Origin of the sequence: Enterobacter sp. 198, assembly GCF_009025585.1 — a bacterium.
GTDB lineage: Bacteria > Pseudomonadota > Gammaproteobacteria > Enterobacterales > Enterobacteriaceae > Enterobacter > Enterobacter ludwigii.
In genome coordinates, this window is sequence record NZ_WCIM01000030.1 from 496,835 (window position 1) to 509,188 (window position 12,354).

A 12,354-nucleotide genomic window follows, 5' to 3' on the forward strand; every position below is an offset into this window, starting at 1 on the left:
TTTATTTATGTCTCTTACGTAAATTCTCAATCACCGCCGTTAAATCAAGCTCCTGATCCTGCAGCAGTACCAGCAGGTGATACATCAAATCCGACGCCTCGTTCGTCAGCTCCTCGCGGTCATGCACGGTCGCGGCCAGCGCTGTCTCAACGCCTTCTTCCCCCACCTTTTGCGCGATACGTTTGGTTCCGCTGGCGTAGAGTTTCGCCGTATACGAACTTTCAGGATCCGCCGTTTTACGCTCAGCGAGTAACTGTTCCAGCTGATACAGGAACAGCCACTGGTGGCTTGCGTCGCCGAAGCAGCTGCTGGTGCCCTTGTGGCAGGTTGGGCCGATCGGATTCGCCAGTACCAGAAGCGTATCGTTATCGCAGTCCGGCGTAATGCTGACCACATTCAGGAAATGGCCAGAGGTTTCCCCTTTGGTCCACAGGCGCTGTTTGGTGCGCGAGAAAAAGGTGACCTTACCGCTGTGGAGCGTTTTTGCCAGCGCGTCCTGGTTCATATATCCCAGCATCAGCACTTCACCTGAGACGGCATGCTGTACAACCACCGGCAGTAATCCGTCAGTTTTTTCCCAGTCCAGCTGTGCCTGTTGTTGCTCTGTTAACATACCCTGATCTCCACGCCCTGGTCGGCCAGGTACGTTTTTAACTCACCAATATTGATAATCTGTTTGTGGAACACGGAGGCCGCCAGCGCGCCGTCAACGTTTGCATCGCGGAAGGCTTCCAGAAAGTGTTCCATGGTGCCTGCACCGCCGGAAGCAATCAGCGGTACGTGGCAGACCGCGCGGACTTTTTTCAGCTGCTCCAGGTCATAGCCGTTACGCACGCCGTCCTGGTTCATCATGTTCAGCACAATTTCGCCAGCGCCACGTTTCTGGACTTCCTGCACCCAGTCCAGCGTCTCCCATTGGGTGACGCGGGTCCGGTTTTCATCGCCGGTGTACTGGTTGACATGGTATTTACCCGTTGCGGCGTCATACCAGGTGTCGATCCCCACGACAATACACTGTACGCCAAAGCGATCGGCCAGACGGGTAATCAGCTCCGGGTCTGCCAAAGCAGGGGAGTTAATGGAAATCTTATCGGCACCAAAGGAGAGAATTTTTGCCGCGTCTTCCGCAGATTTAATCCCACCTGCCACGCAGAAGGGAATATCAATCACTTCTGCCACGCGCGCCACCCAGCTTTTATCCACGACGCGGCCATCGCTGGAGGCGGTGATATCGTAAAATACCAGTTCATCTGCGCCTTCTTCAGCGTAGCGTTTTGCCAGCGGGACGATATCGCCAATGATTTCGTGATTGCGGAACTGCACGCCTTTCACTACCTGGCCGTCACGTACGTCCAGGCAAGGGATTATCCGTTTTGCCAGCATTGAATCGCCTCCGTCACAGTAAATTTACCTTCCAGCAGGGCTCGGCCCACAATCACGCCCTGTACACCCGTTCCGCGCAGCGCGGCAATATCAGCGATATCACCAATACCCCCCGATGACTGGAAGGCCACCTGCGGATAACGCGCACAGACTTCTTGGTATAAAGAAACGTTAGAGCCTGCCAGCGTGCCGTCGCGGGAGATATCGGTGCACAGCACGTGCTTCAGGCCAACGGGCAGATACCTCTCGACCAGCTCTTCCAGCGTCACCCCGGAATTTTCCTGCCAGCCGCTGACTGCAACCTGCTTGTTACCCTGTTCGTCGATACGAACATCCAGCGCCAGCACCAGCGCGTCAGCGCCAAAGCGGCGGAACCAGGCTTTAACCTTTTCAGGATCGTTAACGGCAGTCGAGCCGACGACCACACGCGCCACGCCAGCGTCCAGCAGCGCCGCAACGTCATCTTCCGTACGTACGCCACCGCCTACCTGGACGGGCACATCCACGCCGGCCACCAGTTTTTTAAGAAGTTGGATTTGACGTTTTGTCGGATCTTTTGCGCCAGTCAAATCCACCAGGTGCAGCACCTGCGCGCCCTGGGCGGCGTAATCCTGCAGACGTGGCAAGGGGTCGTTACCGTAGTCGCGTTGCTGCCCGTAATCGCCCTGATGGAGACGGACAACCGTGCCGTCGATTAAATCTAAAGCGGGAATAATCATTACATCTCCAGGAAGTTTTTCAGCAACTGTGCGCCTGCGGCACCCGAACGTTCCGGGTGAAACTGCACGCCGAAGAAGTTATCTTTCTGCACCGCCGCGGTAAATGCTTCGCCGTAATTGCACTGGGCAATGGTGTACGGATTTATCGGCATGGCGTAGCTGTGCACGAAGTAAAAATAGGCCCCGTCTTCAATGCCGCGAAACAGTCTGTCACCGGCTTTGGCATAAACACGGTTCCAGCCCATGTGCGGCAGAGGCAGACCGTGATCGGTCATTTTCGGCACGTCTTCGTCGATAATCCCGAGCAGATCAACGCCGTTACTCTCTTCACTGCGTCGGCCCAAGAGCTGCATGCCGAGACAAATTCCCAGCACCGGTTGAGTACAGGCTTTGATGAGACTCACCAGCTCACGCGCGTGGATCTGGTCCATCGCCGCCTGCGCTGTCCCTACGCCGGGCAGAAAAAGCTTATCGGCGCGCAGTACAACGTCCGGGTCGCGACTCACGTCCGGTGCATAACCGTGGCGGGCAATCGCCGATTTTACGGAGTTCAGGTTGGCGCATCCGGTATCCAGAATCACCACATTCATTACAGCACTCCTTTCGATGAGGGCAGGGCGTCACCTTCCACACGAATCGCCTGGCGAAGGGTACGGCCAAAGGCTTTGAACAGGCTTTCCACGCGGTGGTGGTCGTTCTTGCCCTTGGTCTTCAGGTGCAGCGTCAGGCCCATGGTGTAGGACAATGAGCGGAAGAAGTGCTCCACCATTTCGGTGCTCAGATCGCCCACGCGCTGGTAGGTGAAATCCGCTTTGTATTCCAGGTGCGGGCGTCCGGAGATATCCATGGCGCAGCGCGCCAGACATTCGTCCATCGGCAAAACGAAGCCAAAACGGTTAATACCGCGCTTATCGCCGAGCGCCAGCTTCAGCGCTTCACCCAGCGCCAGGCCGGTATCTTCCACGGTGTGGTGATCGTCGATATACAAATCGCCTTTCACGGCGATCTCCATGCGGAAACCACCGTGGGTCGCGATCTGGTCCAGCATATGGTCAAAGAAACCCACACCGGTGTGGATCTTGCTGCCGCCTTCACGATCCAACCAGACCTTAACGTCGATTTGCGTCTCTTTGGTGTTGCGCTCAACGTGCGAGTAGCGGTCACGCTGGGTCAACTGCTCACCAATTTTTGCCCAGTTAAGGGTGGAACGGTCATAGCGCAGCCCGGAGATACCCATGTTCTCCGCCAGCGTAATATCGGTCATGCGATCGCCAATGACATAGCTATTGGCTTTATCCAGCACGTCATCCGTCAGGTAGCGTTCGACCAGCTTTACCTTCGGCTTGCGGCAGTCACATTCATCGGCAGGCAGGTGTGGGCAGATCAGCACCTCATCAAATTCAACGCCCTGAGACGTCAGCACCTGCATCATCAGGTTATGCGGGCCGTCAAAATCCGCCTGCGGGAAACTGTCGGTACCTAGCCCGTCCTGGTTAGTGATCATCACCAGCTTATAGCCGGCTTTCTGCAGCTTGAGCAGCACCGGGATTACATCGGGTTCAAAAGCCAGTTTGTCGAAACGATCGACCTGAAAATCGGTTGGCGGCTCCGAAATAAGGGTACCGTCACGATCGATAAAGAGGGTCTTCTGGCTCATACTTTCTCCGCTTTCAGGGCGTCAATCACGCGCTGACTCTCTGCACGGGTGCCTACGGTAATACGCAAACAGCCGCTTAAGGATGGTTGTTTATTTTGGTCTCGTAAGATAATGCCCTGATCCCATAAAGATTTAAATACGGCACTCGACGCGGTAAAGCGTACCAGGATGTAGTTGGTTTCAGAGTCGAATACCTGCTCCACGCAGGGAATATCTTTCAGGGTAGTGACCAGATACTGCCGTTCTTCAAGGATTTGTGCCACGCGTTCGCGCATCGCCTTGATCCCCTGAGGGGCCAAAGCCTGCGCCGCAATGTCGGCAACCGGCGTAGAGAGTGGATATGGCGCAATCACTTTCATCAGCAGGTCGATGACTTCTTTATTGGCCAGCGTAAAGCCGCAGCGCAGGCCAGCGAGAGCGAAAGCTTTTGACAGCGTACGCAGTACAACCAGGTGCGGGTACTCCTCGAGCCAGCCTGTCAGCGTCGCCTGCGGGCAGAACTCAATATAGGCTTCGTCAGCCACCACCAGCGCTTTACCGCGCGTCATCTCCAGCAGGGTTCGAATGTCCTGCGGGTTGATAATCTGCCCGGTCGGGTTATTTGGACTGCAGACGAACACCACTTTCACGCCGTCAAGATTGTCGGCAATCCCCTGCAGATCGAGCTGCCAGTCTTCCAGCGAAAGCACGTTACGGCACGCCACGCCAAAAGTTTCTGCGCTGACGCTGTACATTCCGTAGGTTGGCTGGCAGTACATCACCGCGTCTTTACCCGGTTCGCAGAAGGCTCGGATCAGCAGTTCAATGCCTTCATCTGCACCCCGGCTGACCAGCACCTGCTCAGGCTTTACGCCTGCGTACCGGGCGTAATTTTCGATAACCGCTTTCGGCTGGCATTCCGGATAGCGGTTCAGCGTTTGCTGCGATAGCTCGAACTGTACGGCCGTCGGGTATTCGTTAGCGTTCAGCCAGACATCACCGTTGCCACCCAGACGACGAGCAGACTGATAAGGCGTCAGGCGACGGACATTTTCGCGGGCTAATTCTTCAATGCTCATGCTTGCTCCTTCAGGGCTGCAACGCGCAGCGTAACGGCGTTTTTGTGGGCGGTCAGACGTTCGGCGGCGGCCAGGGTCTCAATGGTGGAGGCCAGAGAGGCAAACCCCTCGCGGGACAGCTCCTGTACGGTCATGCGTTTCTGGAAATCCGCCAGCCCGAGGCTCGAACAGGTTGATGTATAGCCGTAGGTTGGCAAAACGTGGTTGGTGCCGGAAGCGTAATCGCCGGCGGATTCCGGTGACCAGTCGCCAAGGAAGACCGAACCTGCGCTGGTAATGCTGTCAACCAGATCGCGCGCATTGCGGGTCTGGATAATCAGGTGTTCCGGGCCGTACTGGTTGGAGATGGCAATGCACTGCGCCAGATCGCGCGCCACAATCAGGCGGCTTGCTGAGAGTGCCTGGCGTGCCGTGTCGGCGCGCGGCAGGTCGGCAAGCTGACGTTCAACGGCTTCACCCACGCGTTTTGCCATATCCGCATCCGGCGTCAGCAAAATAACCTGTGAGTCCGGGCCATGTTCTGCCTGGGATAACAGATCGGAGGCGACGAAGTCCGGCGTTGCACCGCTGTCGGCAATCACCAGCACCTCAGAAGGACCGGCAGGCATATCAATTGCGGCACCGTCCAGGCGCTGGCTGACCTGACGCTTTGCTTCGGTCACATACGCGTTGCCCGGGCCAAAAATTTTGTCCACTTTAGGAATGGATTCGGTACCAAACGCCAGCGCGGAAATTGCCTGTGCACCACCCACTTTATACACCGCCTGTACGCCACACAGTTTTGCCGCATAGAGAATTTCATCGGCAATCGGAGGCGGCGAGCACAGTACAACTTTCTGACAACCGGCGATGCGTGCCGGGGTTGCCAGCATTAATACGGTAGAGAACAGCGGGGCGGAACCGCCGGGGATGTAAAGCCCCACCGACGCAACCGGACGCGTGACCTGCTGGCAGCGTACGCCGGGCACGGTTTCCACATCGACCGCCTGCAATATCTGCGCGGTGTGGAAGGTATCAATGTTTTTCACTGCGACGGCCATCGCCTGTTTGATCTCGTCACCGAGGCGGCTTTCCGCGTCCGTGATTTCCTGTTCGGTTACCTTTAAAGCGCCAACCTCGGTTTTATCAAACTTTGCGCTGTATTCCCGCAGCGCATCGTCGCCACGGGCTTTGACGTTATCAAGGATCTCGGCCACGGTGCGGGTAATGCTTTCTGAGGCAGAAATCGCCGGACGCATCAGCAGCGCGCGCTGTTGTTCTTGCGAACAATCGTTCCAGTTGATGATTGTGTTAAAGCTCATGGCCATCACTCCATCATCTTCTCAATTGGCAGCACCAGAATTGAGCTTGCGCCCAGCGCCTTCAGTTTTTCCATGGTCTCCCAGAACAGGGTTTCGCTACTGACCATGTGCATGGCGACGCGCTGCTGGTCACCGGCCAGAGGCAGGATGGTCGGGCGCTCTGCGCCTGGCAGCAGGGCAATGACCTCATCAAGACGTTCGGTTGGCGCGTGCATCATGATGTATTTCGATTCACGGGCCTGAATCACGCCCTGAATACGGGTCAGCAGTTTGTCGATCAGCTGCTGTTTCGCATCGGCCATTTCGCCGTCGCGCTGGATAAGGCACGCTTTGGAGCGGTAAATCACTTCCACTTCGCGCAGACCGTTCGCTTCCAGCGTGGCGCCCGTAGAGACGAGGTCACAGATGGCGTCAGCCAGACCCGCGCGCGGCGCCACCTCAACAGAGCCGTTCAGCAGGCAGGATTTAAACTGCACGCCTTTCTGATCCAGGTAACGTTTTAACAGGTGAGGGTAGGAGGTGGCGATACGCTTGCCGTTCAGCGCGGCCGGGCCGTCCCAGGCTTCATCGACAGGCGTGGCCAGCGACAGGCGGCAGCCGCCGAAGTCCAGACGACGCAGGGTAAAATAGCGTGGATCTTCACCCTGGGCACGGCGGGTCAGGAGCTCTTCTTCCAGCACGTTTTCACCGATGATGCCGAGGTCAACAACGCCATCCATCACGAGGCCGGGAATATCGTCATCACGCACGCGCAGAATGTCGATGGGCATATTTTCAGCCAGGGCAATCAGGCGCTGGGTGTGCAGGTTGATTTTAATCCCGCAGCGGGCGAGCAGTTCGCGTGAATCATCACTCAAACGGCCTGATTTTTGAATAGCTATGCGTAAACGTGAGTTATCTAACATTCTGTTTTCCTCGTTAACCTGTTTTAACCTGTCTGAATTTGGTCCAAAAAAAAGCCCCCGGAAGAAGATCTTCCGGGGGCTTTTTCATGCGTTCATGCACCACTGGAAGATCCAAACGTCTTCCAGCACACATCGCCTGAAAGACTAGTCAGGATGATGGTGATGATGGTGGTGTTTAAATTGAACGCGTGTCATAAAATTCTCGATGAATGCTTATTCATTTGATGTCTTTTAACCTAAACCAGTTGTATGACTGATTGCAAGGGCTTTTTTTGATCATTAATTCATTTCATATTGACGCTATGAATTGTGTGTTCTGTCGGGCTGGCGTAGCCTTAAGAAAGACGAGTAAAAGTCAGGAGAATTCGCATGAAAAAGGTCGCGATTGTCGGTTTAGGTTGGCTGGGAATGCCGCTGGCGATGTCATTGGCCGCAAAAGGCTGGCAGGTGACCGGAAGCAAAACCACGGCGGATGGGGTAGAAGCGGCGCGCATGTGCGGTATTGACGGCGTCGAGCTGCGTCTGGAACCCGAACTGGTGTGTGATGCTGACGATCTGGACACGCTGATGAACGTTGATGCGCTGGTGATTACGTTACCGGCACGGCGCAGTGGCCCGGGCGAATCATTTTATCTGCAGGCGATGCAGGAGATTGTCGACAGCGCGCTGGCGCATCACGTCCCACGCATTATTTTTACCAGCTCAACCTCGGTCTACGGCGATGTTGACGGCGTGGTGAAAGAGACCTCTGAGCGTCATCCCGTTACCGCGAGCGGTAAAGTGCTGAAAGAGCTGGAAGACTGGCTGCATCATCTTCCCGGCACCCAGGTCGATATCGTACGGCTGGCAGGTCTGGTTGGCCCCGGACGACATCCAGGGCGCTTCTTCGCGGGAAAATCCGCGCCAGACGGACAACATGGCGTCAATCTTGTGCATCTTGATGACGTAATTGCCGCAATAGAACTACTCTTACAGGCTCCAAAAGGTGGGCACATCTATAATATATGTGCGCCTTCTCATCCAGCGCGTAGCACGTTTTACCCGCTGATGGCACGCCAGCTGGGTCTGGTTCCGCCTGTTTTTGGTGAAGCAAAGGACGAAAGTAAAGGCAAAATTGTTGATGGCAATCGCATTTGTCATGAGCTGGGGTTTGAGTATCAATATCCCGATCCGCTGGTGATGCCGATGGAATAAGTTTCTCAGCGGAAACGATCGCACACCGGAAGGGGGCGAACATGAAACCGCTGCTGGATGTTCTTATTATTCTGGATGCACTGGAAAAAGAGGGGAGCTTTGCCGCTGCTTCGGCAAAGCTCTTCAAAACCCCGTCGGCGCTGAGCTATACCGTTCATAAACTGGAAAGCGATCTTAATATCCAGATCCTCGATCGCTCTGGTCACCGCGCCCGTTTTACCCGTACCGGGCAGATGCTGCTGGAGAAGGGGCGCGACGTCCTGCATACCGTTCGCGAACTGGAAAAACAGGCCGTCAAACTGCACCAGGGATGGGAGAACGAACTGGTCATCGGCGTTGATGATACTTTTCCGTTTTCTCTTCTGACGCCGCTGATTGAGGCGTTCTATCAGCACCACAGCGTAACCCGATTAATCTTCATTAATGGCGTGCTGGGCGATTCATGGGATGCCTTAACTCAGGGCAGGGCAGATATTTTTGTCGGTGCGCTGCATGAACCGCCCCAGTTAAGCGATTTCGGTTTCGCCCGGCTGGGTGTGCTGGAGCAGGTTTTCGCCGTCGCGCCACACCATCCGCTCGCGCAGGAGCCGGAACCCCTTAACCGGCGCACGATTAAAGGCTACCGCGCCATTGTGGTCGGTGACAGCTCGCGTCCCGACTGTGCGGCCTCCACGCAGTTGCTTTATGAGCAGGAGGCGATCACGGTGTTCGACTATAAAACCAAGCTGGAGCTGCAAATCAGTGGCCTGGGGTGCGGCTATTTACCCCGCTATCTGGCACAGCGGTTTTTAGACAGCGGTGCGCTTGTTGAAAAACAGGTGCTTGCACAAAGCAGCAATGAATCGGTGTGGGTCGGCTGGAATGAACAAACTGCGGGGCTGGCAAGCGCCTGGTGGCGGGACGAAATTTTAGCAAATAGTGCTATTGCTGCCGTTTACTCGCAAAGCAGCGTCGAGAAATCAGCCAGTTAGAAAAAAGAAAATCGCCCCGGGCGTTGCAAAGTATTGCCTTTTGTATCCGATGTGGGGCAAAATGCGCCGCTGCAACCAAATGAATAATCGACGATATAAAAGGCGTCGGTTATTTTTTTTTGCACGTATGAAACGAAACTAAAAACCAAGAGGCCGGGCTTCGTACCGGATAGATATTTACTAAAATCCGACAGTTGTTGTCGCTGAGGAATACAGAAATGGGGCAATTTTTCGCTTACGTGGCGGTTATCACCGTAAAGGAGAATAACTATGTCGCATAACGCAACTCCAAACACCTCTCGCGTGGAATTACGTAAAACCCTTACGTTAGTTCCGGTTGTTATGATGGGCCTTGCCTATATGCAGCCAATGACGCTGTTCGATACATTCGGTATCGTATCAGGCCTCACAGACGGTCATGTGCCGACGGCTTACGCCTTCGCACTGATTGCGATCCTCTTTACCGCGCTGAGCTACGGTAAACTGGTCCGTCGCTATCCGTCTGCCGGTTCCGCCTACACCTATGCCCAGAAATCCATCAGCCCGACCGTTGGCTTTATGGTGGGCTGGTCTTCGCTGCTCGACTATCTGTTCGCGCCGATGATCAACATTCTGCTGGCTAAAATTTATTTTGAAGCACTGGTGCCGTCGATCCCTTCGTGGATGTTCGTCGTGGCGCTGGTGGCCTTTATGACGGCGTTCAACCTGCGCAGCATCAAGTCCGTTGCGAACTTTAACTCCGTTATTGTTGTGCTTCAGGTCATCCTGATTGCCGTGATTCTGGGCATGGTTATCTTTGGTGTCTTCCACGGTGAAGGTGCAGGTACCCTGGCGAGCAGCAAGCCGTTCTGGTCTGGTGATGCGCATGTGATCCCGATGATTACCGGGGCAACCATTCTGTGCTTCTCCTTTACCGGTTTTGACGGCATCAGCAACCTGTCTGAAGAGACCAAGGACGCAGAGCGTGTTATCCCGCGTGCTATCTTCCTGACGGCGCTGATTGGTGGTCTGATCTTTATCTTTGCGACCTACTTCCTGCAGCTGTACTTCCCGGATATCTCTCGCTTTAAGGATCCGGATGCCTCTCAGCCAGAAATTATGCTCTACGTGGCGGGTAAAGCGTTCCAGGTTGGCGCGTTGATCTTCTCCACCATCACGGTACTGGCATCCGGCATGGCCGCGCACGCAGGCGTTGCACGTCTGATGTACGTAATGGGTCGTGACGGCGTATTCCCGAAAAGCTTCTTCGGCTACGTTCACCCAACCTGGCGTACGCCGGCAATGAACATCATCCTGGTCGGCGCTATTGCTCTGCTGGCGATTAACTTTGACCTGGTGATGGCAACTGCGCTGATTAACTTCGGTGCGCTGGTGGCGTTCACCTTTGTTAACCTGTCGGTTATTTCTCAGTTCTGGATCCGTGAAAAGCGTAATAAAACGCTGAAAGATCACTTCCAGTATCTGTTCCTGCCGATGTGTGGTGCGCTGACCGTGGGTGCGCTGTGGGTTAACCTGGAAGAGAGTTCCATGGTGCTTGGCCTGATTTGGGCGGGTATCGGCCTGGTTTACCTGGCGTGCGTCACGAAGAGCTTCCGTAACCCGGTTCCTCAGTACGAAGACGTTGCGTAAGAGCTAAGTAAAAAAAACCGGAGACCATCGCCTCCGGTTTTTTTTTCGCCCAAAATCTGTCAGACGATTTCCTGTGCATACTGATACAGCGCTTTTAACAGCGCCTGCTTTTCAGCATTTCCTTCATACTGGCTATACAGCATCTCCAGCTCCTGCGCGTAGCTCTGCAGAAACTCCGGTGTAAACACATGACGACGATGCTGAAGCCAGCGCGCCTGTTCGGTTTCATCCAGCGTGCCCGGATAGTTGCGCGCGCGGTAATTAAACATCAGTTTTTCGATACGTGCGTCCGCGAAGGTAATATCCAGCGCGGGTAAGTTACGCGGTTCGGTTTGCAGAACAATATTCATTGCCGCACGGTCTGCGTCGCTGAAAAAGCCGTTGTACAATTGTGCATCGACGTTGTCTGACGGAACAAAGGGTTCGGCTTCGGCAAAGATCGCCACCACTTTCTCACGTACCTGCGGGTTTTCACGCAGCACCTTGAGGTTATCCAGGCAACGCTGACGGTTAATCCCCAGCCTGTCTGCATCCTCCGCGCGCAGAGTATTGGCCTGGGCCAGGACCGGACATTTATTGATATGGACCAGTTTGACCGGCACCGCGGGCAGATCGCCGAGTTCATCTTTCGGGGTATAGAGGCGTTCGCGCAGCGTATCGCTGTCGAGATCGAGCAGCGGTGTAATATCACCGGCTAAATCCACCATAATCACGGCATTACGGTTATCCGGGTGCCAGGCCAGCGGAGCGACCCAACTGGTATTGCCACGCCAGGCGCCAAACATACCGGAGATATGTACCAGCGGTTTCATCTGCGGCACATCAATCAGCGTGGTGAGTTTCTGCTTGCCGCGGTGGCTCAGCAGATAGTCAAATAGCCGTGGCTGAGCGGTTTTCACCCGCTTTGCCATAGCAATGGTGGCGTAGACATCGGCCATCGCATCGTGGGCATTGCTGTGCTCAATACCGTTTGTACGCGTCAGGTGTTCCAGTCTGAAGCTCGGCAGCCCTTCATCATTCTCAGGCCAGTTGATGCCTTCCGGGCGCAGTGCATAGCAGGCACGCATAATGTCGAGCAAATCCCAGCGCGAGTTGCGGTTCTGCCAGCTCCAGGCATAAGGATCGTAGAAGTTGCGGTAGAAGATATTGCGCGTCACTTCGTCATCGAAACGGATGTTGTTGTAACCGACCACGCAGGTATTCGGGACGGTGAAGAGGTCGTGAATGCGTCGGGCGAATGCGGCCTCGTTCACGCCTTTGTCCCGGGCTTCCTGTGGGGTGATCCCGGTGACCATTACCGCGCCGGGCTGGGGCAGGTAGTCATCGGCCGGCTTACAGTAAAAGACCTCAGGCTCGCCAATGATGTTGAATTCGTCGTCGGTACGGATGGCAGCAAACTGTGCTGGTCTGTCCAGCGCCGGGTGGGTGCCAAAGGTTTCGTAGTCGTGGAACAAAAATGTAGGGCGCGCGGCTGAATCAAACACCAGTAATACCATCCTGTTAAAAAATGACGTCTCTATGGTAAACGATCGTGCAG

14 protein-coding genes and 1 other annotated feature are annotated in these 12,354 nt (G+C 55.1%); of the genes, 4 read left to right on the forward strand and 10 right to left on the reverse strand.

The genetic code is table 11. The features are described 5' to 3' along the window. Position 1: 1 nt before the first annotated feature. The 9 genes from hisIE to hisL all read right to left on the reverse strand — a co-directional run bounded on the left by hisIE (position 2) and on the right by hisL (position 7,218). A complete protein-coding gene (gene hisIE / locus F8561_RS20485; protein ID WP_044859102.1) occupies positions 2-613 on the reverse strand; it encodes a bifunctional phosphoribosyl-AMP cyclohydrolase/phosphoribosyl-ATP diphosphatase HisIE in 612 nt (203 codons plus the stop codon). Continuing rightward, on the reverse strand, positions 607-1,383 hold the full coding sequence (hisF, locus tag F8561_RS20490; RefSeq protein WP_032680652.1) for an imidazole glycerol phosphate synthase subunit HisF: 777 nt from the start codon (positions 1,381-1,383) through the stop codon (positions 607-609). The genes hisIE and hisF overlap by 7 nt, the downstream gene beginning before the upstream one ends. Next, entirely contained in the window at positions 1,365-2,102 is a 738-nt protein-coding gene (hisA, locus tag F8561_RS20495) for a 1-(5-phosphoribosyl)-5-[(5-phosphoribosylamino)methylideneamino]imidazole-4-carboxamide isomerase (protein ID WP_151887844.1), read from the reverse strand. Before hisA ends, hisF begins: the two co-directional genes overlap by 19 nt. Beyond that, positions 2,102-2,692 carry an imidazole glycerol phosphate synthase subunit HisH gene (gene hisH, locus F8561_RS20500; RefSeq protein ID WP_151887845.1) on the reverse strand — a complete coding sequence of 197 codons (591 nt, stop codon included), beginning with the start codon at positions 2,690-2,692 and terminating at the stop codon, positions 2,102-2,104. Before hisH ends, hisA begins: the two co-directional genes overlap by 1 nt. Further along, positions 2,692-3,759, reverse strand: coding sequence for a bifunctional histidinol-phosphatase/imidazoleglycerol-phosphate dehydratase HisB (gene hisB / locus F8561_RS20505; RefSeq protein ID WP_040017933.1), 1,068 nt, complete (start codon positions 3,757-3,759; stop codon positions 2,692-2,694). The genes hisH and hisB overlap by 1 nt, the downstream gene beginning before the upstream one ends. After that, complete coding sequence (gene hisC / locus F8561_RS20510; RefSeq protein WP_151887846.1) at positions 3,756-4,817, reverse strand: histidinol-phosphate transaminase; 1,062 nt, start codon at positions 4,815-4,817, stop codon at positions 3,756-3,758. Before hisC ends, hisB begins: the two co-directional genes overlap by 4 nt. Beyond that, entirely contained in the window at positions 4,814-6,118 is a 1,305-nt protein-coding gene (hisD, locus tag F8561_RS20515) for a histidinol dehydrogenase (RefSeq protein ID WP_079232036.1), read from the reverse strand. Before hisD ends, hisC begins: the two co-directional genes overlap by 4 nt. Positions 6,119-6,123: 5 nt before the next feature. Continuing rightward, the gene (gene hisG / locus F8561_RS20520; RefSeq protein ID WP_000886595.1) at positions 6,124-7,023 is read right to left on the reverse strand and encodes an ATP phosphoribosyltransferase; all 900 of its coding nucleotides are present in this window, start codon (positions 7,021-7,023) and stop codon (positions 6,124-6,126) included. A 45-nt stretch (positions 7,024-7,068) separates the two neighbouring features. Further along, positions 7,069-7,192 (reverse strand) — a sequence feature (His leader region). Next, positions 7,168-7,218, reverse strand: coding sequence for a his operon leader peptide (hisL, locus tag F8561_RS20525; RefSeq protein ID WP_001364200.1), 51 nt, complete (start codon positions 7,216-7,218; stop codon positions 7,168-7,170). Its footprint overlaps the feature before it by 25 nt. Positions 7,219-7,392: 174 nt before the next feature. Between hisL and F8561_RS20530 the strand changes: the two genes are divergently transcribed. From F8561_RS20530 to plaP, 4 genes are all read left to right on the forward strand, one after another. Next, a complete protein-coding gene (locus tag F8561_RS20530; protein WP_014170788.1) occupies positions 7,393-8,217 on the forward strand; it encodes an SDR family oxidoreductase in 825 nt (274 codons plus the stop codon). A 41-nt stretch (positions 8,218-8,258) separates the two neighbouring features. Next, positions 8,259-9,188 (forward strand): LysR substrate-binding domain-containing protein, encoded by a 930-nt coding sequence (locus F8561_RS20535; protein ID WP_151887847.1) that lies wholly within the window; start codon positions 8,259-8,261, stop codon positions 9,186-9,188. A 218-nt stretch (positions 9,189-9,406) separates the two neighbouring features. Further along, positions 9,407-9,469, forward strand: a complete 63-nt coding sequence (gene yoeI, locus F8561_RS20540) for a membrane protein YoeI (RefSeq protein WP_099458931.1) — start codon at positions 9,407-9,409, stop codon at positions 9,467-9,469. Further along, positions 9,459-10,817: a putrescine/proton symporter PlaP gene (gene plaP, locus F8561_RS20545; RefSeq protein WP_014170786.1), complete on the forward strand. Its 1,359-nt coding sequence runs from the start codon at positions 9,459-9,461 to the stop codon at positions 10,815-10,817. Before yoeI ends, plaP begins: the two co-directional genes overlap by 11 nt. A 59-nt stretch (positions 10,818-10,876) precedes the next feature. Here the strand turns inward: plaP and sbcB are convergent, their stop codons facing one another. Further along, positions 10,877-12,301 carry an exodeoxyribonuclease I gene (sbcB, locus tag F8561_RS20550; protein WP_151887848.1) on the reverse strand — a complete coding sequence of 475 codons (1,425 nt, stop codon included), beginning with the start codon at positions 12,299-12,301 and terminating at the stop codon, positions 10,877-10,879. Positions 12,302-12,354 lie beyond the last annotated feature (53 nt).